The sequence below is a fragment of the Klebsiella sp. 10-1 genome (genome assembly GCF_009758445.1).
GTDB lineage: Bacteria > Pseudomonadota > Gammaproteobacteria > Enterobacterales > Enterobacteriaceae > Klebsiella > Klebsiella scottii.
In genome coordinates, this window is record NZ_WQRE01000008.1 from 94,127 (window position 1) to 118,037 (window position 23,911).

Below are 23,911 nucleotides of genomic sequence, written 5' to 3' on the forward strand. Positions count from 1 at the left end.
GCTAGCTTTTTCTCATCATCAGCCAGAGGCTTATCAGGAAGAAGCTGGCGCTCGGCAGCAGCGCGCCGATGATCGGCGGAATGCCGTAGACCAGGGTCAGCGGGCCAAAAATCTGGTCCAGCACGTAGAAGATAAAGCCGAAGCTGATCCCGGTGACCACCCTCACGCCCATCGCCACGCTGCGCAGCGGACCAAAGATAAACGACAGCGCCATCAGCATCATTACCGCCACCGACAGCGGCTGGAAGATCTTGCTCCACATATTGAGCTGGTAGCGGCCAGGGTCCTGACCGCTGGACTTCAGATAGGTGACGTAGTTATGCAGGCCGCTAATCGACAGCGCGTCGGGATCCAGCGCCACCACGCCCAGCTTATCCGGCGTCAGTTTGGTATTCCAGGTGCCGCTGACCATCTGCGAACCGGTGATCTGTTTCGGGTCGGTCAGGTTGGACTCATCGACCTGCGACAGGCGCCAGACCTTATTCTCGCTATCGAATTTCGCCGACGCGGCGTAGCGGACCGACTGCAGGCGCCGCGCATCGTTGAAGGCGTAGATGCTCACGCCGCCCAGCTCATCGTTGCCCTTCACCCGTTCGATATAGACAAAATTGTGGCCGTCTTTCGCCCACAGGCCCTGCTGAGTTGAAAGCAGCGAGCCGCCGTACATCTGCTGAGCGCGGTAGTTACGCGCCATCTGCTCGCCCTGCGGCGCAACCCATTCCCCCATAGCCATCGTCAGCAGAACCAGCGGGATAGCGGTTTTCATCACCGCCAGCGCCACCTGCAAACGAGTGAAGCCGGAGGCCTGCATCACCACCAGCTCGCTGCGCTGCGCCAGCGCGCCGAGGCCAAGCAGCGCCCCGAGCAGCGCCGCCATCGGGAAGAATATCTGCACATCTTTCGGCACGCTGAGAAGGGTATATAGCCCGGCGCCCAGCGCATCGTAGCTGCCCTGCCCGGCTTTTTTCAGCTGATCGACAAACTTGATAATGCCCGACAGCGAAACCAGCATGAACAGCGTCATCATGATGGTGTTGAAAATCGTCTTACCGATGTAACGGTCAAGTACGCCAAACGCCTGCATCACGCCGCTCCTTTGTTAAAACGGGCACGGAAGCGACGCATTGGCACCGTATCCCACAGGTTCAACAGCACCGCCAGCGCGAAATAGAGCAGGTTGATGCCCCACATCCAGATCATCGGGTCCATTTTACCTTTGCCGCCGTTCGACTTAATCGAGGTTTGCAGCAGGAAGAAGACCAGGTAAAGCAGCATTGCCGGCAGCATCGACAGCACGCGGCCCTGGCGCGGGTTGACGACGCTCAGCGGAACCACCATCAGCGCCATGATAAAGACGGTCGCCACCAGCGTGAAGCGCCAGTGCAGCTCGGCGCGAGCGCGATCGGTCTGGGTATGCCACAGCGTGCGCATATCCATCTGTTCGGTGTCATCGGGATCCGACGTCACCGCCTGGTGGCCGACAATCGCCTGATAGTTTTTGAAATCGGTGATGCGGAAATCGCGCAGCATCGCGGTGCCCTCAAAGCGGGTACCCTGATTCATGGTCACCACCTGCGAGCCGTCTTTCTGCTGCGAGAGTTCGCCTGAATCGGCGACCACCACCGACGGACGGGCGTTGCCTTTCGGCCGCAGCTGCGCAAGGAATACGTCCTGGAAACGCTTGCCGTTAACGCTTTCAATAAACAGCACCGCGCTACCGTCGCTGGCCTGCTGGAACTGGCCCTGGGCCAGCGCGGCCATGCCGGGGTTAGCTTTAGCTTCCGACAGCACTTCATCCTGATGACGGGACGACCACGGCCCCGCCCACATCACGTTTACCGCCGCGACTGCGCCGGTGAACAGCGCGAGGATCATCGCCGCCTTCACCAGTACCGCTTTGCTCAGGCCGCAGGCGTGCATCACCGTGATTTCGCTTTCGGTATAGAGTTTGCCCAGCGTCATCAGCAGCCCGAGGAACAGGCTCAGGGGCAGGATCAGCTGCGCCATCTCCGGAATGCCCAGCCCTAACAGCGAGAGCACCAGATTTGTCGGGATCTCGCCATCTACCGCAGCGCCGAGGATCCTGACCAGTTTCTGACAAAAGAAAATGAGTAACAGGATGAATAGGATCGCCAACTGGCTTTTCAGCGTCTCACGAACCAGATATCTTATGATTATCACTATAAATACGCCCGTAAAAACCCGTCTTATTGCAGGAAAATTGCTTGTTTCATGGCTTAAACGTCATTTATTCTCTTTGGTCGTCGAAAACATCGCTAAGATTAAATGACTCATCGGTTCTGCGTATCAGGTTTTTTTCTGACGAACCAAGGCCGTAATAACGTTAAGATTAACACGAAGTCACCACAACAGCGGACATGAGTTACGAAAGCTTTCAATTCTATCCGTAGCCACCGTCGTTGTCTTTAAGATTCAGGAGCGTAGTGCATGGAGTTCAGTGTAAAAAGCGGTAGCCCGGAGAAGCAGCGGAGTGCCTGTATCGTGGTCGGCGTCTTCGAACCGCGTCGCCTCTCCCCCATTGCCGAACAACTCGATAAAATCAGTGACGGCTATATCAGCGCCCTGCTGCGTCGCGGTGAACTGGAAGGTAAGCCAGGCCAGACGCTGCTGCTCCACCATGTGCCAAATATTCTGTCAGAGCGCATTCTGCTGATTGGATGTGGCAAAGAGCGCGAGCTGGATGAGCGCCAGTACAAGCAGGTGATCCAAAAAACCATTAATACCCTGAATGATACCGGGTCGATGGAAGCGGTTTGTTTTCTGACCGAGCTGCATGTCAAAGGACGTAACAACTACTGGAAAGTTCGCCAGGCCGTTGAGACCGCCAAAGAGACGCTGTACAGCTTCGATCAGCTGAAGACCAACAAGAGCGAGCCGCGTCGTCCGCTGCGTAAAATGGTCTTCAACGTGCCAACCCGCCGCGAGCTGACCAGCGGCGAGCGCGCAATCCAGCACGGCCTGGCCATCGCCTCAGGGATCAAAGCGGCAAAAGATCTCGGCAACATGCCGCCAAACATCTGCAACGCGGCCTATCTGGCCTCGCAGGCGCGCCAGCTGGCGGATACTTACAGCAAAAACGTCATCACCCGCGTGATCGGCGAACAGCAGATGCGCGAGCTGGGGATGAACTCTTACCTTGCGGTCGGCAACGGTTCGCAGAACGAATCGCTGATGTCGGTGATTGAGTACAAAGGCAACCCGTCGGAAGACGCGCGACCGATCGTGCTGGTCGGTAAAGGCCTGACGTTCGACTCCGGCGGTATCTCCATCAAGCCTGCCGAAGGCATGGACGAGATGAAGTACGACATGTGCGGCGCGGCAGCGGTGTACGGCGTCATGCGCATGGTGGCCGAGCTGCAGCTGCCGCTGAACGTCATCGGCGTACTGGCGGGCTGTGAAAACATGCCCGGCGGCCGCGCCTATCGCCCAGGCGACGTTCTGACCACGATGTCCGGCCAGACGGTTGAGGTGCTGAATACCGATGCCGAAGGCCGCCTGGTGCTCTGCGACGTCCTGACCTACGTAGAGCGCTTCGAACCGGAAGCGGTGATTGACGTGGCGACGCTGACCGGCGCCTGCGTGATTGCCCTGGGGCACCATATCACCGGCCTGATGTCGAACCACAATCCGCTGGCCCATGAGCTGATTGGCGCATCTGAACTGGCGGGCGACCGCGCGTGGCGTCTGCCGCTGGGCGACGAGTTCCAGGATCAGCTGGAGTCTAACTTTGCGGATATGGCCAACATCGGCGGCCGTCCTGGCGGGGCTATTACCGCCGGCTGCTTCCTGTCGCGCTTCACCCGCAAGTACAACTGGGCGCACCTCGATATCGCTGGCACCGCATGGCGTTCGGGTAAAGCCAAAGGCGCGACCGGTCGTCCGGTGGCGCTGCTGTCGCAGTTCCTGCTCAACCGCGCCGGGTTCACTGGCGAAGAGTAATCTTGCGGGCCGGATAGCGCGACGCTTATCCGGCCCGTGAGTTCGAGCAATTAGAATTCTGTACCCTATGGATTTCGAGTTGCATCGCGGCGGCAGAGCGGAGCACACTCCCGCCAGCATAGTTTACTCTGCGGCTGGAGTGCCCAAAGGCAGCCAACCAAGAGGCAACGGGAAAGACAACGGGTAGAGATATGAAGAACGCAACCTTTTATCTTCTGGACAATGACGCGCAGCAGGACGGTTTAAGCGCCGTCGAACAGCTGGTGTGTGAAATTGCCGCAGAACGCTGGCGCAGCGGCAAACGCGTGCTGATCGCCTGTGAAGATGAGCAGCAGGCCATTCGCCTCGACGAAGCGCTGTGGACGCGGCCACCGGAGAGTTTTGTCCCGCACAATCTGGCGGGAGAAGGCCCCAGAGGCGGCGCGCCGGTGGAGGTCGCCTGGCCGCAGAAGCGCAACAGCAGCCCGCGGGACATCCTGATCAGTCTGCGGGTAAACTTTGCAGATTTTGCCACCGCTTTCACAGAAGTGATAGACTTTGTCCCTTACGAAGACTCTCTGAAACAACTGGCGCGCGAACGCTACAAAGCGTACCGCATGGCTGGTTTCAACCTGAACACGGCAACCTGGAAATAATGGAAAAGACATACAACCCACAAGATATCGAACAGCCGCTTTACGAGCACTGGGAAAAGCAGGGCTATTTCAAACCGAATGGTGATGAAAGCCAGGAGAGCTTCTGCATCATGATCCCACCGCCGAACGTCACCGGCAGTTTGCATATGGGTCATGCCTTCCAGCAAACCATCATGGATACCATGATTCGCTACCAGCGTATGCAGGGTAAAAATACTCTGTGGCAGGCCGGTACCGACCACGCGGGTATCGCAACCCAGATGGTGGTTGAACGTAAGATTGCCGCCGAAGAAGGTAAAACCCGCCACGATTACGGTCGCGACGCCTTTATCGATAAAATCTGGCAGTGGAAAGCGGAATCCGGCGGCACCATTACCCGTCAGATGCGCCGCCTGGGCAACTCCGTGGACTGGGAGCGCGAGCGTTTCACCATGGATGAAGGCCTCTCCAACGCCGTGAAGGAAGTCTTTGTCCGCCTGTACAAAGAAGATCTGATCTACCGCGGCAAGCGCCTGGTCAACTGGGACCCGAAGCTGCGCACCGCGATTTCCGACCTCGAAGTGGAAAACCGCGAGTCTAAAGGCTCCATGTGGCACATCCGCTACCCGCTGGCCGACGGCGCGAAAACCGCCGACGGCAAAGATTACCTGGTGGTCGCCACCACTCGTCCGGAAACCGTGCTCGGCGATACCGGCGTGGCGGTTAACCCGGAAGATCCGCGCTATAAAGACCTGATCGGCAAATTCGTTATTCTGCCGCTGGTTGACCGCCGCATTCCAGTCGTGGGCGATGAACACGCCGATATGGAAAAGGGCACCGGCTGCGTGAAGATCACCCCGGCGCACGACTTTAACGACTATGAAGTCGGTAAACGTCACGGCCTGCCGATGATCAATATCCTGACCTTTGACGGCGATATCCGTGAAAGCGCGGAAGTGTACGACAGCAAAGGCAACGAGTCTGACGCCTACCCCAACGAGATCCCGGCTCAGTTCCAGAATCTGGAACGTTTTGCCGCGCGTAAAGCGGTGGTTGCCGCCGTTGACGCGCTGGGCCTGTTAGAAGAGATTAAACCGCACGATCTGACCGTACCGTACGGCGATCGCGGCGGCGTGGTTATCGAGCCGATGCTGACCGATCAGTGGTACGTTCGTGCCGACGTGCTGGCAAAACCGGCGGTTGAAGCGGTTGAGAACGGCGACATTCAGTTCGTGCCGAAGCAGTACGAAAACATGTATTTCTCCTGGATGCGCGATATTCAGGACTGGTGTATCTCCCGTCAGCTGTGGTGGGGCCACCGCATCCCGGCATGGTACGACAACGAAGGCAACGTCTACGTTGGCCGTAACGAAGACGAAGTGCGCCAGGAAAACAACCTCTCCGCCGACGTGGCGCTGCGCCAGGACGACGACGTTCTCGATACCTGGTTCTCCTCCGCGCTGTGGACGTTCTCCACCCTCGGCTGGCCGGAAAACACCGACGCGCTGCGTCAGTTCCACCCAACCAGCGTGATGGTATCCGGCTTCGACATCATCTTCTTCTGGATTGCCCGCATGATCATGATGACCATGCACTTCATCAAAGATGAAAACGGCAAGCCGCAGGTACCGTTTAAGACCGTCTACATGACCGGCCTGATTCGCGATGACGAAGGCCAGAAGATGTCCAAATCCAAGGGTAACGTCATTGACCCGCTGGATATGGTCGACGGTATTTCCCTGGCTGACCTGCTGGAGAAACGCACCGGCAACATGATGCAGCCGCAGCTGGCGGAAAAAATCGCTAAGCGTACCGAAAAACAGTTCCCGGACGGCATCGAGCCGCACGGTACCGACGCCCTGCGCTTCACCCTGGCGGCGCTGGCCTCTACCGGCCGCGACATCAACTGGGATATGAAGCGTCTGGAAGGTTACCGTAACTTCTGTAACAAGCTGTGGAACGCCAGCCGTTTCGTGCTGATGAATACCGAAGATCAGGATTGCGGCTTCAACGGCGGCGCAATGGAGCTCTCTCTGGCCGACCGCTGGATCCTTGCGGAATTCAACCAGACCATCAAAGCGTACCGCGAAGCGCTGGATAACTTCCGCTTCGATATCGCCGCGGGCATTCTGTACGAGTTCACCTGGAACCAGTTCTGCGACTGGTATCTGGAGCTGACCAAGCCGGTGATGAACGGCGGCACCGAGGCCGAGCTGCGCGGTACCCGCAATACGCTGGTAACCGTGCTGGAAGGCCTGCTGCGCCTGGCGCACCCGATCATTCCGTTTATCACTGAAACCATCTGGCAGCGCGTGAAGGTCATCTGCGGCGTGACGGCCGATACCATCATGCTGCAGCCGTTCCCGCAGTACGATGCATCGCAGGTTGATGAAGCCGCGGCTTCCGATACCGAGTGGCTGAAGCAGGCAATCATCGCCGTGCGTAACATTCGCGCGGAAATGAACATTGCCCCAGGCAAACCGCTGGAGCTTCTGCTGCGCGGCTGTAGCAACGATGCGATTCGTCGCGTAAACGACAACCGCAGCTTCCTGCTGAACCTGGCGCGACTGGAAAGCATCACCGTGCTGGCTGCCGATGATAAAGGCCCGGTTTCGGTCGCCAAGATCATCGACGGCGCCGAGCTGCTGATCCCGATGGCCGGCCTTATCGACAAAGATGCCGAGCTGGCGCGTCTGGCGAAAGAAGTGGCGAAAGTCGAAGCGGAAATCGGCCGTATCGAAAGCAAGCTCTCCAACGAAGGCTTTGTCGCCCGCGCGCCGGAAGCGGTCATTGCTAAAGAGCGTGAAAAGCTGGAAGGTTATGCGGAAGCGAAAACCAAGCTGGTTGAACAGCAGGCCGTGATCGCCGCGCTGTAATCCTCTGCCCCTTGTCCGACCGGGCAAGGGGCACAATCACCGCGGATACCACGCGCTGAAGACCCCAGGTTGCAGCACAAACGCCCGTCGCGTTGAACAGCGCTTGCGCTGCCCCCTTTTCCGATGTTATTAACAACAACATCATCCGCCATTTTTGCTATGAGTAATCGTATGAATACGATCGCGACCATCACGGTGTCGCTGCGCCGGATCACCGCGCAAGACAATGCGGCTATCGCCGGCGTTATTCGCCAGGTTTCAGCCGAATACGGGCTGACCGCCGATAAAGGCTATACGGTAGCCGACCCTAATCTGGATGAGCTTTTCCAGCTCTACAACCAGCCGGGTTCCGCATACTGGGTGGTGGAGCAGAATGGTCAGGTGGTCGGCGGCGGCGGCGTGGCGCCATTGGCCCACAGCGAGCCCGATATCTGCGAGCTGCAGAAAATGTACTTTATGACTTCGGCCCGCGGACAGGGGCTGGCGAAAAAGCTGGCGCTGCTCGCGCTGGATCATGCCCGCGAGCAGGGTTTCAGGCGCTGCTACCTGGAAACGACCGCCTTCCTGAAGGAAGCGGTGGGTTTATATGAGCACCTTGGCTTCGAGCATATCGACGGGCCGCTAGGCCATACCGGCCACGTTGATTGCGAAGTTCGGATGCTTAAAACGCTGTAATTTACGCCTCCCCGGTCGCGCTGCGCCTACCGGGGACCCGCCCTCATCCCGTTGCTCCGGGAACCCCGCTTCAGGCCGCCACCGGCACTCCGCTATGAAAGCGAATCTCGGCCTCCGGCGCGTTAATCAACGCGGCTTCCGCGGCGCCCAGCTGGCGCACGCGCTCGCTGATATCGTCTCCGGCAATCTGCTGCGCCAGGCGCAGATAATCCTCGAAGTGGCGCGCTTCCGAGCGCAGCAGCGACAGATAGAACTTCTGCAGGTCGTCGTCCAGCCACGGCGCCAGGGCGGCAAAGCGCTCGCAGGAGCGCGCTTCGATATAGGCCCCGCAAATCAGCTTATCGATCAGCATCGCCGGCTCATGGGATCGCACCTCCCGGCGTAATCCGCGGGCGTAGCTGCTGGCGGTGATTTTGACGTAAGGAATGTCGTGCGCCAGCATTATCTCGCGCACCTGCCAAAAGTGATGCAGCTCTTCTTTAATCAGCAGCACCATACTGTCAATCAGCTGGCGCCCCCACGGGTCGTCCGTATGCGGCATCGTGCTTTTATTTATCTGCTTATGCAGCGCGACGAAATCCGGCTCCGGGCCCCAGCGGTAGGTAAAGTCCTCGTACGGCTTCAGGCAGGCCAGCAGCTCATCGGCGCCCTCTTTATCCGCCACATATTTACGCACCAGCAGCATGGCGTTTTGCGCCGCTTTCAGCTCGCAAACCATATGATCGGTGAGCAGCAGCGGCAGGTGTTCCGGCTTACGAGCTTCATCAATCCACGCTTGCGGAGTTGTACAGTGCAGGAAGTTGAGTATGGGGGAGAGTATTTGCGGGTAATCCATCGAGGTTCCTTGCTATACGGCGGCAGATACCGCCGTATCCATCAGCGGCTTAGTGACGTACGCCGTCGTCGTCTTCATCGACGAAATCTTCGTCATCGTCTTCGTCGCCATCTTCACCGTTAGGGTCTTCGAAGTAGGTGCCCCAACCGTCATACTCCACGCCAAACTTTTCTGCCAGCGTCAGCAGCTGTTCAACCTGGGCGTCAATCAGCTCAACCTTCAGCGCGCTCTCGCTCAGGATGTCGCAGCAAATAACGGTTTCGCCTTCTTCGACTTCCAGCTCTTCCGGCTCGGTCACTTCATAACCCAACTTGAAGGCTTCTACCGCAACTTTTTCCAGCGTTTCGAAGTCGTCGGCGGAGAGATGATGCTCGATGGTGTACAGCGCGTCCGGATCGCTGCCGTCTTCGAGCAGCTCTTCAATAATCAGACGCGTTTCTTCACGCTGTTCTTCCAGTAGTTCCGGGTTTGCCATGGCTCGTTCCTCTTAATGTGCGGCAGTTACTTCTATTGTCACATACCGCCGTGATTGCCTCCACCTTTGTGCGAAAGATTTGTGTTGCGGGGTTGCAAATGAATATTCATACATATAAAGTGAATTTTAATTCAATAAGTGGTTTAAACCATGCGAGGGAAACATGTCCACGTTTTATCAGAAGCATTTTTTGAAGTTGCTTGATTTTACACCTGCAGAAATCACGGCCCTGCTCAAGCTGGCGACCAGACTCAAAACCGATAAAAAAAACAGTATTGAAATCCAGCATCTCGCCGGCAAAAACATCGCGCTCATCTTCGAAAAAGACTCTACCCGCACACGATGCTCTTTCGAAGTTGCCGCATTCGATCAGGGCGCGCGCGTAACCTACCTCGGGCCAAGCGGCAGCCAGATCGGCCATAAAGAGTCAATTAAAGATACCGCCCGCGTGCTGGGCCGGATGTATGACGGTATTCAGTATCGCGGCCACGGCCAGGAAGTGGTTGAAACCCTCGCCCAATACGCCGGCGTGCCGGTGTGGAACGGCCTGACCAACGAATTTCACCCTACCCAGCTGCTGGCGGATCTGCTGACCATGCAGGAACATCTGCCGGGGAAAGCGTTCAACGAAATGACCCTCGCGTATGCCGGCGACGCGCGTAATAACATGGGCAATTCGATGCTCGAAGCGGCGGCACTTACCGGACTGGATCTGCGTCTCGTCGCGCCGTCGGCCTGCTGGCCGGAAGAGAGCCTGGTGGCCGAGTGCAAAGCGCTGGCGCAAAAGAACGGCGGCAACATAACCCTGACCGAAGATATCGCCGCCGGCGTGAAGGGCGCGGACTTTATCTACACCGACGTTTGGGTATCGATGGGCGAAGCCAAAGAGAAGTGGGCCGAGCGTATCGCCCAGCTGCGTGACTATCAGGTGAACAGCAGCATGATGGCGCTGACCGGCAATCCGCAGGTGAAGTTCCTCCACTGCCTGCCGGCGTTCCACGACGATCAAACCGCGCTTGGCAAGCAGATGGCCGCCGAGTTCGGCCTGCACGGCGGCATGGAGGTCACCGACGAGGTGTTTGAATCTGCGGCGAGCATCGTCTTCGATCAGGCCGAAAACCGCATGCATACCATCAAGGCGGTGATGGTCGCAACCTTGAGTAAATAACCCGGCGGGGATTTCCCGGAGGCGGCGCGCAGCGCCTTATCCGGGCTACCGCACCGGCCCGTCGCCCCGGTAAGTGCAGCACGACCGGGGATTGACGGCGCTTAGCCCATCAGCATCTTCACCACCGCTTTGCGCACTTTGGCGGGCGAGCCCACCGCACACAGCGGCTTATGCACCTCCCCCGGATAAAACACCACAAAATCTCCCGCGCTGAGAATCATGGTTTTCTCCTGCTCGCCGGCGGCGAGGAACGCAATGTCTTTATCCGCCAGCCAGTCGATATCCGGCGTCCCGGCGGGCCGGGTGCTGAAGGTCATCCCCTCCTCGCCCTGCAGCACAATCTGGATATCCAGGTAGCGCGCGTGATACTCGGCGCGGCGCTCGCTGAGCGCTTCGGTAGTGTCCTGCGAAATCAGATAAAACAGATTGTTGCCGTCAATATCATGCTTACCGAGCGGCGTCTCCTCGCTGACGTGAGCCTTAACATATTCGATAGCCTGGCGCAGCGGTTCCGGTAGCCAGGCCTGCAGATGATAAATGTTCCCGACGATCATAATAACCCTCAAATATAAAACAGCTTTTCATTTCTGATTTTTATACGCCCCTTGCGACTGCCATACCACCACTTTTTAACGCTTTTTTGCGCTGACGCGGCGTTATCGAAGCAAACGTTTACCTGTTTGTGGACTAATCGCTTGATCCGAAATTTGAGCTGCGTATAATGCCGGTCGATTTGCCGGGAGGAAGCATGGTCTATTGCGTACGACATTCTGTCTTACCGCGTCTGAAAACAGGCGCTGGCGTAGCGTTTTTCTTTCCGTTGCTCAATGAATTCTCGAAGCCCCTTATTTAAGGGGCTTTTTTTTTGCCCAGGCGTCAGGAGATAAACATGGCTAACCCGCTATATCAAAAACATATCATTTCCATAAACGATCTCAGCCGCGAAGACCTTGAACTGGTCCTGGCGACCGCTGCAAAGCTGAAAGCGCGCCCGCAGCCGGAACTGCTGAAGCACAAGGTTATCGCCAGCTGTTTCTTTGAAGCCTCCACCCGCACCCGACTGTCGTTCGAAACCTCAATGCATCGCCTCGGCGCCAGCGTGGTAGGCTTCTCCGACAGCAGCAACACCTCGTTGGGCAAAAAAGGCGAAACCCTCGCCGACACCATTTCGGTCATCAGCACCTACGTTGACGCCATCGTGATGCGTCATCCGCAGGAAGGCGCGTCGCGGCTGGCAACCGAATTCTCCGGCGGAATTCCGGTGCTCAACGCCGGCGACGGCGCCAATCAGCACCCGACGCAAACCCTGCTGGATCTGTTCACCATCCAGGAAACCCAGGGCCGCCTGGAAAACCTTAACGTGGCGATGGTCGGCGACCTTAAATACGGCCGCACAGTGCACTCCCTGACCCAGGCGCTGGCGAAATTTAACGGCAACCGCTTCTACTTTATCGCCCCTGACGCGCTGGCCATGCCGCAGTACATCCTCGATATGCTTGATGAAAAAGGGATTGCCTGGAGCGTACATAGCGCCATTGATGAGGTCATGGAGGAGGTCGATATTCTGTATATGACCCGCGTACAGAAAGAGCGCCTCGACCCGTCGGAATATGCCAACGTGAAGGCGCAGTTTGTGCTGCGCGCCGCCGATCTGGAAGGCGCCCGCGACAATATGAAAGTGCTGCACCCGCTGCCGCGCATTGACGAAATCACCACCGATGTTGATAAAACGCCGCACGCCTGGTACTTCCAGCAGGCCGGCAACGGCATCTTCGCACGCCAGGCGTTACTGGCACTGGTACTGACTAGCGAGCTGGCTCTGTAAGGGGAAACGACCATGACACATGATAATAAACTGCAGGTAGAAGCCATTAAGCGTGGCACCGTCATCGACCACATCCCCGCGCAGGTGGGCTTTAAGCTGCTGACGCTGTTCAAGCTGACCGAAACCGACCAGCGCATCACCATTGGCCTGAACCTGCCATCGGGCGAAATGGGCCGCAAGGATCTGATAAAAATCGAGAACACCTTCCTCACCGACGAGCAGGTCAACCAGCTGTCGCTGTACGCCCCGCTTGCGACGGTCAACCGTATCGACGATTACGAAGTGGTCGGCAAGTCGCGGCCTAACCTGCCGGATCGGATTAACAACGTGCTGGTGTGCCCGAACAGCAACTGTATCAGCCACGCAGAGCCCGTTTCATCCAGTTTTGCGGTGAAAAAACGCGAAAACGACATCGCTCTGAAGTGCAAATATTGTGAAAAAGAGTTTTCACATTATGTGGTTCTGGCCGACTAATTGAGGTTGGTATTGGCAACCCGGCTCCCTATAATGGCCGGGTCCTTACGCGCTATCCTTCAAGCTGCTTCCTTGACGGCGACTCGCCCCCTGCCGCGTCGATGCAACCCGAAGGATTTCGCGTCACTTCTTAATTAAGCTGTTATTCAGGAGAACTCATGTCTAAAACTATCGCGACGGAAAATGCACCCGCAGCTATCGGCCCGTACGTTCAGGGTGTTGATCTGGGTAGCATGATCATCACTTCCGGCCAGATCCCGGTTGATCCTAAAACGGGTAGCGTACCGGAAGATGTTGCCGCTCAGGCGCGCCAGTCTCTGGACAACGTAAAGGCTATCGTTGAAGCAGCAGGCCTGAAAGTGGGCGATATCGTTAAAACCACCGTATTCGTCAAAGACCTGAACGACTTCGCCACCGTGAACGCCGCTTATGAAGCGTTTTTCACCGAACATGATGCGACCTTCCCGGCACGCTCCTGCGTCGAAGTTGCGCGTCTGCCGAAAGACGTGAAGATTGAGATTGAAGCTATCGCGATTCGTCGCTGATTGTTCGGCCCTCTCCGCTGCGGAGAGGGCTATCTTCGGCGATTCATCTCATGACGACGCATTCATCTCGCGCACAAAATCAATAAACGCCTGCAGGGGCACGGGGATCAGGCGACGATCGTTGTAGTAAAGATAGGGCCCGGAGAACGACAGCCACCACGGCTGTAGTATTGCCTCGAGCTGGCCGCTGGCGATAGCGGGCCGCAGCCACTCTTCGAACAGATAGATAACGCCAATACCGGCAATCGCGGACTCGACCGCCAGGTCGACTGCGCTACCGACGCTCACCACCAGCGGGCCATTCACCTGTACGCTGTAGCTCTCTCCCTCACGCTCAAACTCCCACGCCGGCATGACGCCCGTGGCGTAACGGCCGCGTATACATTGATGGCGCATCAAATCGCGCGGATGCGTTGGTCTGCCATGCTGGCTTAAATACGCCGGGGCAGCGGCAGTGGCAAAGCGCTGGCGGCGCGGGCCGATAGGAAGGGCAATCACATCCTGTTCGAGCCGCTCGTCATAGCGAATGCCGGCATCGCAGCCGTCACGAAACACATCCTGGACGTTACTTTCGGCGACGATCTCCAGCTGAATATTGGGATAACGGCGGATAAACTCCGGCACCAGAGAGGGCAATACCAGCCGCGCGGCGCTGACCGGCACGTTCAGCCGCAGCGTGCCGCCGGGAGTATTACGATAGCGATTGAGCGAATCCAGCGCGGCGTCCACTTCGTTCATGGCCGGAAGCAGGCGCTCAATCAGCGCCCTGCCGGCCTCGGTCAACACCACGGTGCGCGTGGTTCGATGAAACAGCCTGATACCGAGCTGCTCCTCCGCACGACGCACCGCATCGCTTAGCCGCGACGCGCTGCTGCCGGTGATCCTTGCGGCCTCGCGAAATCCCCCGGCCTTCGCCACTTCGACTACCGCATGCAGCAAACCAATATCCATCGACACTGTGCGCCACCTCGTACAGGTTGTTCTTATTTAGCCGGATAGTTGCACAGCGCATTCACCGATACAATCGAAACACACTCATACAGGAGAGCACCATGTCAAAACCCACAATGACTTACCGCCTCGGCGACCGCGAAGTTAACCGTTTAGGCTATGGCGCAATGCAGCTGGCAGGTCCGGGCGTTTTTGGCCCGGTGAAGGATGAAGCGCGGGCAATTCAGGTTCTTCGTGACGCCGTCGCCTCCGGCGTTAACCACATTGATACCAGCGATTTTTACGGCCCGCATGAGACCAACCGGCTGATTAAAAAAGCGCTACATCCCTATTCCGACGACCTGAGCATCGTCACTAAAGTTGGCGCACGGCGGGATGAAAAAGGCGGGTGGCTCCCGGCCTTCAGCCCGCAGGAGCTGACCCGCGCGGTAGAAGAGAACTTACAGAATCTGGGGCTGGACGCCATGCAGGTGGTGAATCTGCGCAGCATGCATGACGTCCATACGCCGAAGGAAGGCTCGCTGGAAAAAGAGCTGGAAACGCTGATTCAGCTGAAAGAGCGCGGATTAATCCGTCATATTGGCCTGAGTAACGTGACCGCCAAACAGATCGCCGATGCGCAAAAGATGACGCCGATTGTCTGCGTTCAGAATATGTATAACCTTGCCAACCGCCAGGACGACGAGCTGGTCGATAGCCTGGCCGCGCAGGGCATCGCCTACGTGCCGTTCTTCCCGCTTGGCGGTTTCTCGCCGCTGCAGTCCGCGCTGCTCGATGACGTCGCCAGCGAATTACAGGCAACGCCCATGCAGGTCGCCCTCGCCTGGCTGCTCAAGCGCTCGCCCAATATTCTGCTGATCCCCGGCACGTCATCGCCGCAGCATTTGCAGGAGAACCTGGCAAGCGCGCAAATTGCACTGTCCGATGAAGTGATGGAAAAGCTGAACGGGATCGCTGGCTAAGCTGCCGGGCTCTACGGAAAGCGTACTCTGCTACCATGCCGGCCCTTAATGCCGGCACTGGCATATCTCCCCTACTCGACCTTCGTCGCCCGCAGCAGTTTCTCCAGCGGATAGACCGCCGCAATCACCAGCTCATCCTGCGTTTTCGCCGCCTCATCCAGCTGCGCCTGCACCGACGCATACTCCTTATCATCCAGCGTTCCCTGGCGAGCCACCAGGTCCGTCAGGCGCATCCCCAGCGTCGCCAGCTTATCAACCTGCTGCACCACCGGGCCGATCGCCGCCAGCTGATAGCTGCTTTCAGTTAGCGCCAGCGCATCGGCGGTATTATTTTGCCAGCGGGTAAAGACGTGACGCAGCGCGTCCGCGCTTTCGTTATCTTCCGCATCGCTAATCAGCCTTTCGGCCCAGCGGTTAAGGCTGCGCACGGTGTCGCTCTCCGCCGGCAGCGCGTCGGCCAGCCGGTTCAGCGGCTCGAACTGATGATAGTTGTTGGCCTGGAATTTCAGATGCTGGCGGGTGTAATAGTGCGCCGGCTCGATGGCCTGGGCGAGGATCTGCAGCGCCAGGGTGCTGCCGCCGTTTGCCAGCCGGGTGAACTGCACCAGCTGCTGGCCGTGCTGCTGCAGGCCGACCGAGACCGTTGACCAGCCGTCCATCGCCTGCAGACGCTGGTACATATTGTCGCTGTCTTTGACATCCTGCGCCGACCACAGGCGCTCGGCAACCGCGAAGGTTCGCGGCCACAGCTTAATATCCAGCACCGGCGCCGCCACGTTTTCCGCCCACAGCGCCGCTTCGCCGCCGAGCAGGTTCTTCTGCTGTTCGCCATCGGGAACCACCGGCTGGCTCCCCTCGGGCACATCGTCCAGCCGCTGCCCGCTCACCGGATAGCGGACGTTGCCCAGCAGGAAGTAGCCGCCAAGCTTATCGTCGTTGACGGTCAGCACCGGCCGGGTTTCCCCCATCCAGGTATCGACGCTAAAGGTTATCTGGTTATCATTCAGCCATGCGATATCCTGCACCGCCCGTCGAGATTTTCCTTTAAAATCAATAAACCCGCGCCAGCCGCTCTCCCCTTTTACCAGCGTGAAGCTGCCTTCCACCGCGCTCCCCTTGAGCCGCGGCATCACGAAGCTCCAGCTTTGGGCGCTGTCGTTATCGGTAATGGTATCGACGCCGTTCAGCCCCTGCGGCACGATTTCATTGCGGTAGTGATAGGCGGTGTACTGCGGCTGATCGAGATAAAATCCGGTAGAGAGGATCCCGCGATAGCCGTGCTTCGCCACCTCCCCCAGCGCATCCTGCCCCTGCCACGACTGGATCAAAATGCTTTTCAGCAGATCGGGGTGATAGATTTCGTCCCAGCCCACCATCTGGCGACGATGTTTTTCGAGGATCGCCTCCAGCCTGCGGTTGAAGTACGCCTGCAGCGCGTGGCTGTCCGCCAGCCCCTTATCGCGCATAAATTTCTGGATCGCCGGGTTCGCCTGCCACTGGCTGTCGTCCACCTCATCCCCGCCAATATGCAGATAAGGGTCGGGGAAGATCGCCGCCAGCTCGCCGATCATCGCCTCGGCAAAGGCGTAAGTGGCCTCTTTGGTCGGGTCGAGCACCGGCTTAAGCACGCCCCAGTGGCGCTCCATTTGATAGGGGCCCGGCGCGCTCATCAGCTCCGGATAGGCCACCGCAATGGCCGAGGCGTGTCCCGGCATATCGATTTCCGGCACCACGCGGATGCCGCGATCCGTCGCGTAGCGCACGATCTCTTTCATCTGCGCCTGAGTGTAGAACAGCCCGTCGCTGGCCTGCTGCTGTAGCTTCGGGTAGCGCGTGGAGGCAAAGCGCCAGCCCTGATCGTCGGTCAGGTGCCAGTGGAAGACGTTGAGCTTGGCGGCCGCCATGCCGTCGATCTGCCGCTTAATGGCCTCCAGCGGCATAAAGTGGCGCGCGGAGTCCAGCAGCAGCCCGCGCCACGGGAAGCGCGGCGCATCGTCGATCGTGACGTAAGGAATGGCGGTATTCTCCGCGCCGTTCTGTATCAGCTGGAGCAGGGTTTCCATCCCGCGCAGGGCGCCGAAACGGGTGTTCGCCTTGAGGGTCACGCCCTCGGCGGTCACCTTCAGCTGGTAGCTTTCATCGCTGTCGGGGCGCGGAATGGCCGGGACCTTTTTGGCAATCACCACCGCAATAGTCGGCGTTTTCGCGGCGGTCATTTGCGGCTGCAGAGTCCAGCCGGTCTGGCGGGCGATGCGCTCCCGCCAGCGGCCGGCGGCATCCCCCAAATCGTCGCCGCTGACGTTTAGCGTCAGCTGATTATTCAGCACCAGCGCGCCCTGCGCCTGCGGGCGCTCGACGTGAGCCGGCCAGGGCATAAGCGGCAGGTCGCCCGCCGGTGCGGCGCAGGCCAGGCCGCTGAGAATTAATCCGCTGGTAAGCAGGCCATAGCGCACGGTGTTAAGCATGAGTTTTCCTTTTGATGACGGGCCAAAAAAAGCAAAACATTTGGTTAACACGCGCGAAAAATAGCGTCAAGGAAATGTAATGACGCGCTTCACAACTTGATGAAGTTTAAGATAAATGCCCTCTCCCTGAGCGGGAGAGGGGCGGAGGAAGTCAGGGTTACTGCCAGCCGTAGCGACGGCTGTAGAAACCTTTGACCATCTGGGTCAGCGTCATGTAGCCCGCCAGAATCGCAATCAGCCACGGGAAGTAGCTCAGCGGCAGCGCCTGCAGCTGCAAATAGCCCGCCAGCGGCGAGAACGGCAGCGCGATGCCGACCACCATCACCACCAGGGTCATCGCAAACAGCGGCCACGCGGCGCGGCTCTGAACAAACGGAATACGGCGGGTACGGATCATATGCACAATCAGCGTTTGCGACAGCAGCCCTTCAATAAACCAGCCAGACTGGAACAGCGTCTGCGCTTCCGGCACGTTGGCGTGGAACACCCACCACATCAGGCAGAAGGTGAGGATATCGAAGATTGAGCTTATCGGGCCGAAGAAGACCATAAAGCGTCCCAGCTCGGCCGGATTCCAGCGCTGCGGTTTACGGATCTGCTCGTCGTCAACGTTATCAAACGGGATCGCCACCTGGGATACATCGTACAGCAGGTTCTGGATCAGCAGATGCAGCGGCAGCATCGGCAGGAACGGCAGAAATGCGCTCGCCACCAGCACGCTGAAGACGTTACCGAAGTTCGAGCTGGCGGTCATTTTGATGTACTTGAGCATGTTGGCAAAAGTGCGGCGCCCTTCGATCACCCCCTCTTCCAGCACCATCAGGCTCTTTTCCAGCAGGATGATATCCGCCGCCTCGCGGGCGATATCCACCGCTCCGTCAACGGAAATACCGATGTCCGCCGCGCGCAGCGCCGGGGCGTCGTTAATCCCGTCGCCCATAAAGCCCACCACGTGCCCCTCGCGTTTGAGCAGCGTCACGATGCGCTCTTTATGCAGCGGCGCCAGGCGCGCAAACAGGGTGGTTCGTTTAGCCAGCGCCGCCAGCTCATCATCGCTGAGCGCTTCAATCTGGCTCCCAATAACTACCTCTCCCGCGTCGAGGCCCACCTCATGGCACACCTTCGCCGCCACCAGCTCGCTATCGCCGGTGAGGATTTTGACGGTAATGCCGCTGGCCTTCAGCGCTTTCAGCGCCGGGGCGGTAGTCTCTTTCGGCGGATCGAGAAACGCGATATAACCTTCGAGGATCAGATCCGACTCATCGGCCCGCTGATAGTCCCCTTCCCGCGCCGGCAGATAGCGGGTAGCCACCGCCACCACGCGCAGCCCCTGGCGATTGAGGGTGTCGGTGACGCGGCGGATACGGCGCAGCATGGTCTCGTCCAGCGGCACGATTTCACCGTTGTAGCGAACCTGGGTCGAGACGTTGAGGATCTCCTGCAGCGCGCCTTTACAGATAAGCTGATGGACGCCTTCCTGCTCGCTCACCACCACCGACATCCGGCGGCGCTCAAAGTCGAACGGGATCTCGTCCACTTTCTGCCAGCGCTCGGCAAGCTGGCGAGCGGCATCCAGCTCCACGCCTTCCAGCACCGCCGTATCCAGCAGATTTTTCAGCCCGGTCTGGTAGTGGCTGTTAAGCCAGGCGGAGTTCAGCACCAGCTCGCTCACCTTACCGGACACGTCGGTATGGTTTTCCAGCACGATTTTATCCTGGGTCAGGGTGCCGGTTTTATCGGTACACAGGATATCCATCGCGCCAAAGTTCTGGATTGCGTCGAGGTGTTTGACGATAACTTTCTGTTTCGACAGCTTCACCGCCCCGCGCGCCAGAGTCGAGGTGACGATCATCGGCAGCATTTCCGGCGTCAGGCCAACCGCCACCGACAGGGCGAACAGCGCCGCTTCCCACCAGTCGCCTTTGGTAAAGCCGTTAATCAGCAGCACCACCGGCGCCATCACCAGCATAAAGCGAATCAGCAGCATGCTGACGCGGCTGATGCCTTTCTGGAAGGCGTTGGGTTCGCTCTCCTGCTCGCTCACCCGCCCGGCCAGCTGGCCGAACCAGGTGCCGCCGCCGGTAGCGAACACGATCGCCTGCGCCGTTCCGCTCACCACGTTGGTCCCCATAAAGCACAGGGTGTCGCACTCCAGCGGGTTGGCCTGCAGCGCATCGCGGGTGCGGGCCACTTTTTCCACCGGCAGCGATTCGCCGGTCAGCGACGCCTGGGCGACAAAAAGATCGCGCGCCTGGAGGATGCGCAGGTCTGCCGGGATCATATCTCCCGCCGAGAGCTTAACGATATCCCCCGGCACCAGCCGATCGATAGGCAGCTCGCACCAGCGGCTTTCGCCCTGCTCGTTGACCACCCGCAGCACCGTGGCGGTGTTGCTCACCATCGCTTTCAGCGCATCCGCCGCTTTGGTGGAGCGGGCTTCCTGAATAAAGTTGAGCAGCGTGGAGATCCCGACCATCAGCGCAATCACGCCCGCGGCGAACAGATCCTCCGTGGAATAGGAGACGACGCCCAGCACGGTCAGCAGCAGGTTGAAGGGGTTGCGATAGCAGGTCCACAGATGTACCCACCACGGCGAAGGCTGCTGGGCGGGGATTTGGTTGTCGCCGTGCGCCGCAATTTTCTGCGCCACCTCGGCGGCGTTGAGCCCTTCCGGGTGGCTGTCGAAGGCGCGCCAGATTTCGTTTTCATCCATTGCCGCCACGTTCAGACAGCGCTTGCCCAACGAGTCCGGGATAGGCGCGCTGGCCAGATTGCGGGCATCGGGCAGCGGATCGCGCTGCACCAGGCGGCGTGGCAAATGGCGGCTAAGCTGCGTAAACAGCTGCCGGGTAAAATTTTTCAGCATAAACAGTCCCTCCGCGCTCGCACGGCGAACGCAGCAAATCGACGGGCACGGTAAAACCATACCTGTCAGGCATTATTTTTTTATGGCAGGGACATCAAGGACGTCACTGCTTTACGCTTCCGGTAAAGCAGTGCTAAGCAGGCTTACCGGAAAGGGGTATAACTCCATCGAGGATGAGGAGTGGGATCGGGGTCCATAAAATCTCCGGTAAGTGAGTAAAAACGGCGCGGATTATACCGCGGCCAGCGATCTATTTGTGGCAATTATGGCTATGGTAACCCCGCGTAACTAAACCAAACGTATACGCGCAGCCGTTCAGGCCTTTTTATCACGCGTTCAGCATCGCGAACGCATTAGCGCCGCAAGCGCATCGCCCAGCGCCTCCGCCATTTCGCCTAAGGCCTGTTTTGTCTCTTCATAATCTCCCGGCAGCTGATCGAACCACGGGCAGGTAATCACCGCATGGGCGTAGCTATCAGGCCCGAAAACGGGCCACGAGGCCGACGTCAGCCCAATAATGCGATCGTGCGGGATTTCAGCAAACCCCTGGGATTTTATGCGCGAGAGCTGCTCGACCATCTCCCCGCGTAACGCCGTATCCAGCGCGTAATGACGGATCAAACGCCAGCTATCCTGGTCGCTGGCGAAGGCCAGAAGCACCAGCGATGAGCTTGAGCGGATGGTATGCAGTAGCGCCCCTTCTCTGGCGCTAATCGCCGGGGTGAAGTCCGGATGACGATGGGCGATAACCACCACCCGATCGTCCCGCAGCCCGGCGAGGTGGCAGGGCTGATTGGTGCGCCAGGTGAAGTCTTTCATCAGCTGCTGGCAGCGTTCCGACTGCGCCAGCTGCTCGATATAGCGATACTGGCCGGTAAGGCTGAGTTTATCGGTCAGATGGTAATAGCGCCGGGCATCCTGTTTGAGGTACCCCTCCTCTTCCAGGCACTGAATAATCCGGAACAGATGGTTAAAGGAGAGGCTGAGCGCCAGGCTAATCTCCCCCATCGTCATAGGGACGCCCGACGCCGACAAATATTCCAGTACGCGTAAACCCCGGCTTAACGCCGGGGCACGATAATCGGTCATAACGCTCCTTTCTGTGGCGCATCGGTAGGGGACAGGGGATCGCGATCGTCGCTGCGCCGGTGCAGATAGCGAATCGTCAATAGCGTCACCACGCAGCCGATGGCCATACACCCGCCTAAATAGTACATCGGAGCGCTGACGCTCCCCGTCAGATCGCGTACCGCCGGAACGGTATTTTGCGCAAAGAAACCGCCGAGGTTAGCCAGCGAGTTTATCGCCGCTAATCCGGCCGCTGCCGCCGAGCCGCCTAAAAATCGCGTCAGGGTCCAGAAGCAGGGCTGAATTGAAAATATAGCCATAATCACCAAGGTTATGCATAAAAAACTCAGCCAGGGCGTGGCGATAAACAACGCGCTGCCGGCAAGGAAAATAGCGGCCACCAGCATCGGCAAGGCAATATTTTTCACCGGATCGGAGGTCCGCTCCGGATTGCGCGTCATCCACCAGAGCAGCAGCATCGCCATCAGCCAGGGGATCATGTTGATCAGCCCGTTGGTCATATCGGATACGCCAAACCCTTTGACAATGGTTGGCATCCAGTAGCTCAGACCATAGGCGCCGAAGGAAATAAAGCCCAGCACCAGCGCCAGCAGCAGCACCCGCGCATCTTTCAACGTTTTCAACACGCCGCTCACCTGGCGATCCCGATCCCGGCTCTGTTCCTGCTGCAGCATCGCCCCAAGCCAGGCTTTTTCCTCCGCGGTCATAAAACGGGCCTTTTCCGGCGTATCGGGCAGCCAAAAAAGGACCGGAATAATAAACAGCAGCGCCGGCAGCCCGGTGCCAATGAAAATCCACTGCCAGCCTTCAAGATTCAATATGCCGTGAATGCTTAATAGCGCGCCATTAATCGGAGCCCCGATCAGATTCGCCGCCAGGCTGGCCATAATCAGATAGCCCACCACCCGGGGACGGTACGCCAAAGGAAACCAGCGGGTCATGTAATAAAGCAGGCCGGGATACAGCCCCGCCTCGGCGGCGCCGAGGCAAAAGCGTAAAACGTAAAACATGCTGGCGCTGGTGGTAAAAGCCATTAAAACCGTAATCGCGCCCCACGTCAGCATAATCCTGGCAAACCATAAGCGGGCGCCAACTTTATGCAGCATGATATTGCCTGGAACTTCAAATAATAAGTAGCCGATAAAGAATAACGATGCGCCAAGACCATAGGCGGTTTCGCTCAACGACAGGCTTTCCGCCATATGAAGTTTTGCGAAGCCTATATTCTGCCGATCGATATAGGCAATAACGTAGAGCATCACCATGATCGGTATTATTTTCAGTGAAATTTTATTTATCGTCGTTCTTTCAATACGACGGTCTGCAGAACACATAATTGCATCCTTAATTAGTTCATCAAATAATGATGTCGATACATAAGCGTGATGGCAGAATAAAAACCCGGAGAGCAATAGAATAACGCTTACATAATACCGAACTTATCAAAAGCCTCGACGGTACTCATTCCTGTTCTCAGCGCGTGCAGCACTTCATTTTCGCCTTTGGCCTTTTCAAAGGCCCCGTGGAAGGCTTCGTCCACGGCCTCCGCCGGGATCACCAGCACGCCGTCGCGATCGCCAAAAATCACATCGCCAGGCGCAACGCGCACGCCGTCCAGTTCAACAGGCACGCGCCAGTCGACCACCTTGCCGCGCGGTCCCTGATCCTGCGCGTAGCTGCCAAAGGAGGCCACCGGGAAACCGAGGTCCAAAATTTCATGGCTGTCCCGATGGTAGCCATGAATAACGGCTCCAGCCGCCCCGCACTGCATGGCGCGGGTCGACATTAGCCCGCCCCATTGCGCATAGCGTAGCGAGCCGCCCGCACAAATATAAACTTCATTCTTTTGCAGATCGTCCAGCGCGTGAAACATTAAGCCGAACGGCTTTTCGCTGAGCGTATTATGGCCTGGAGCGCTTTGCTGGAAATAATCAGCTTCGAGTACCGGCATCGCCCGGCCAATAATAACCATATTGGCATCAATCGGTTTTAACTGCGGCGATAAAAACTGATGAAGCAATCCCATTGAATCCAGAATATCCCCCACTAATGCAACAAAGAGCTTTTCTTTTGCTAATGCAAATAACGTTTCATCATCTGACCAGGAGTGGCGCATAAAATTTCCTCTGTG

24 protein-coding genes are annotated in these 23,911 nt (G+C 58.1%); 12 read left to right on the plus strand and 12 right to left on the minus strand.

Going from position 1 to position 23,911, the window contains the following annotated elements:
• Window position 1: 1 nt before the first annotated feature.
• Together lptG and lptF are read right to left on the minus strand one after the other, a co-directional pair.
• Window positions 2-1,084: an LPS export ABC transporter permease LptG gene (lptG, locus tag GO007_RS23755; RefSeq protein WP_095104269.1), complete on the minus strand. Its 1,083-nt coding sequence runs from the start codon at window positions 1,082-1,084 to the stop codon at window positions 2-4.
• Window positions 1,084-2,181 carry an LPS export ABC transporter permease LptF gene (gene lptF / locus GO007_RS23760; RefSeq protein ID WP_095104271.1) on the minus strand — a complete coding sequence of 366 codons (1,098 nt, stop codon included), beginning with the start codon at window positions 2,179-2,181 and terminating at the stop codon, window positions 1,084-1,086. The genes lptG and lptF overlap by 1 nt, the downstream gene beginning before the upstream one ends.
• A 267-nt stretch (window positions 2,182-2,448) precedes the next feature.
• Here lptF and pepA point away from each other — a divergent pair, with 267 nt between their 5' ends.
• From pepA to GO007_RS23780, 4 genes are all read left to right on the plus strand, one after another.
• Entirely contained in the window at window positions 2,449-3,960 is a 1,512-nt protein-coding gene (gene pepA / locus GO007_RS23765) for a leucyl aminopeptidase (protein WP_095104273.1), read from the plus strand.
• 191 nt (window positions 3,961-4,151) lie between these two features.
• Window positions 4,152-4,595, plus strand: coding sequence for a DNA polymerase III subunit chi (gene holC, locus GO007_RS23770; RefSeq protein WP_095104275.1), 444 nt, complete (start codon window positions 4,152-4,154; stop codon window positions 4,593-4,595).
• Window positions 4,595-7,450: a valine--tRNA ligase gene (locus GO007_RS23775; RefSeq protein ID WP_095104277.1), complete on the plus strand. Its 2,856-nt coding sequence runs from the start codon at window positions 4,595-4,597 to the stop codon at window positions 7,448-7,450. Before holC ends, GO007_RS23775 begins: the two co-directional genes overlap by 1 nt.
• 171 nt (window positions 7,451-7,621) lie before the next feature.
• Window positions 7,622-8,125 (plus strand): GNAT family N-acetyltransferase, encoded by a 504-nt coding sequence (locus GO007_RS23780; RefSeq protein WP_095104279.1) that lies wholly within the window; start codon window positions 7,622-7,624, stop codon window positions 8,123-8,125.
• A gap of 70 nt (window positions 8,126-8,195) precedes the next feature.
• On the opposite strand, the gene miaE is transcribed toward GO007_RS23780, so the two are convergent.
• Together miaE and rraB are read right to left on the minus strand one after the other, a co-directional pair.
• Entirely contained in the window at window positions 8,196-8,960 is a 765-nt protein-coding gene (gene miaE, locus GO007_RS23785; RefSeq protein WP_095104281.1) for a tRNA isopentenyl-2-thiomethyl-A-37 hydroxylase MiaE, read from the minus strand.
• Between the two features lie 49 nt (window positions 8,961-9,009).
• Window positions 9,010-9,435 (minus strand): ribonuclease E inhibitor RraB, encoded by a 426-nt coding sequence (gene rraB / locus GO007_RS23790; protein ID WP_095104283.1) that lies wholly within the window; start codon window positions 9,433-9,435, stop codon window positions 9,010-9,012.
• A 98-nt stretch (window positions 9,436-9,533) separates the two neighbouring features.
• Here rraB and argL point away from each other — a divergent pair, with 98 nt between their 5' ends.
• Together argL and argF are read left to right on the plus strand one after the other, a co-directional pair.
• Window positions 9,534-9,629, plus strand: coding sequence for a putative translational regulatory protein ArgL (argL, locus tag GO007_RS29750; RefSeq protein WP_223261819.1), 96 nt, complete (start codon window positions 9,534-9,536; stop codon window positions 9,627-9,629).
• Window positions 9,599-10,603, plus strand: a complete 1,005-nt coding sequence (argF, locus tag GO007_RS23795; RefSeq protein WP_095104285.1) for an ornithine carbamoyltransferase — start codon at window positions 9,599-9,601, stop codon at window positions 10,601-10,603. Before argL ends, argF begins: the two co-directional genes overlap by 31 nt.
• Before the next feature lie 101 nt (window positions 10,604-10,704).
• On the opposite strand, the gene GO007_RS23800 is transcribed toward argF, so the two are convergent.
• Entirely contained in the window at window positions 10,705-11,157 is a 453-nt protein-coding gene (locus GO007_RS23800; RefSeq protein ID WP_095104287.1) for a NanQ anomerase/TabA/YiaL family protein, read from the minus strand.
• Between the two features lie 194 nt (window positions 11,158-11,351).
• Here GO007_RS23800 and GO007_RS23805 point away from each other — a divergent pair, with 194 nt between their 5' ends.
• The 5 genes from GO007_RS23805 (at window position 11,352) to ridA (ending at window position 13,447) form a co-directional block, all read left to right on the plus strand.
• The gene (locus GO007_RS23805) at window positions 11,352-11,456 is read left to right on the plus strand and encodes a pyrBI operon leader peptide (protein WP_080773194.1); all 105 of its coding nucleotides are present in this window, start codon (window positions 11,352-11,354) and stop codon (window positions 11,454-11,456) included.
• Window positions 11,431-11,490, plus strand: a complete 60-nt coding sequence (locus GO007_RS29425) for a pyrBI operon leader peptide (protein ID WP_112150686.1) — start codon at window positions 11,431-11,433, stop codon at window positions 11,488-11,490. The genes GO007_RS23805 and GO007_RS29425 overlap by 26 nt, the downstream gene beginning before the upstream one ends.
• A 2-nt stretch (window positions 11,491-11,492) precedes the next feature.
• Entirely contained in the window at window positions 11,493-12,428 is a 936-nt protein-coding gene (gene pyrB / locus GO007_RS23815; RefSeq protein WP_095104289.1) for an aspartate carbamoyltransferase, read from the plus strand.
• A 12-nt stretch (window positions 12,429-12,440) separates the two neighbouring features.
• Entirely contained in the window at window positions 12,441-12,902 is a 462-nt protein-coding gene (gene pyrI, locus GO007_RS23820; RefSeq protein WP_095104291.1) for an aspartate carbamoyltransferase regulatory subunit, read from the plus strand.
• A gap of 158 nt (window positions 12,903-13,060) precedes the next feature.
• On the plus strand, window positions 13,061-13,447 hold the full coding sequence (ridA, locus tag GO007_RS23825; protein WP_076946998.1) for a 2-iminobutanoate/2-iminopropanoate deaminase: 387 nt from the start codon (window positions 13,061-13,063) through the stop codon (window positions 13,445-13,447).
• Window positions 13,448-13,495: 48 nt separating this feature from the next.
• Here the strand turns inward: ridA and GO007_RS23830 are convergent, their stop codons facing one another.
• Window positions 13,496-14,404: a LysR substrate-binding domain-containing protein gene (locus GO007_RS23830; RefSeq protein ID WP_095104293.1), complete on the minus strand. Its 909-nt coding sequence runs from the start codon at window positions 14,402-14,404 to the stop codon at window positions 13,496-13,498.
• A gap of 95 nt (window positions 14,405-14,499) precedes the next feature.
• Here GO007_RS23830 and GO007_RS23835 point away from each other — a divergent pair, with 95 nt between their 5' ends.
• On the plus strand, window positions 14,500-15,360 hold the full coding sequence (locus tag GO007_RS23835) for an aldo/keto reductase family oxidoreductase (RefSeq protein ID WP_095104294.1): 861 nt from the start codon (window positions 14,500-14,502) through the stop codon (window positions 15,358-15,360).
• Window positions 15,361-15,431: 71 nt separating this feature from the next.
• On the opposite strand, the gene GO007_RS23840 is transcribed toward GO007_RS23835, so the two are convergent.
• The 6 genes from GO007_RS23840 to GO007_RS23860 form a co-directional block, all read right to left on the minus strand.
• Window positions 15,432-17,825, minus strand: coding sequence for a beta-N-acetylhexosaminidase (locus tag GO007_RS23840; RefSeq protein WP_095104296.1), 2,394 nt, complete (start codon window positions 17,823-17,825; stop codon window positions 15,432-15,434).
• Between the two features lie 157 nt (window positions 17,826-17,982).
• Window positions 17,983-20,691 carry a magnesium-translocating P-type ATPase gene (mgtA, locus tag GO007_RS23845; RefSeq protein ID WP_095104297.1) on the minus strand — a complete coding sequence of 903 codons (2,709 nt, stop codon included), beginning with the start codon at window positions 20,689-20,691 and terminating at the stop codon, window positions 17,983-17,985.
• Between the two features lie 143 nt (window positions 20,692-20,834).
• A complete protein-coding gene (gene mgtL, locus GO007_RS29615; protein WP_220432789.1) occupies window positions 20,835-20,888 on the minus strand; it encodes a mgtA regulatory leader peptide MgtL in 54 nt (17 codons plus the stop codon).
• 139 nt (window positions 20,889-21,027) lie between these two features.
• Window positions 21,028-21,780 carry an IclR family transcriptional regulator gene (locus tag GO007_RS23850; RefSeq protein WP_095104299.1) on the minus strand — a complete coding sequence of 251 codons (753 nt, stop codon included), beginning with the start codon at window positions 21,778-21,780 and terminating at the stop codon, window positions 21,028-21,030.
• Entirely contained in the window at window positions 21,777-23,114 is a 1,338-nt protein-coding gene (locus GO007_RS23855) for an MFS transporter (RefSeq protein ID WP_095104300.1), read from the minus strand. Before GO007_RS23855 ends, GO007_RS23850 begins: the two co-directional genes overlap by 4 nt.
• Before the next feature lie 89 nt (window positions 23,115-23,203).
• Window positions 23,204-23,896, minus strand: a complete 693-nt coding sequence (locus GO007_RS23860; RefSeq protein ID WP_095104301.1) for an RraA family protein — start codon at window positions 23,894-23,896, stop codon at window positions 23,204-23,206.
• Window positions 23,897-23,911: the final 15 nt, after the last annotated feature.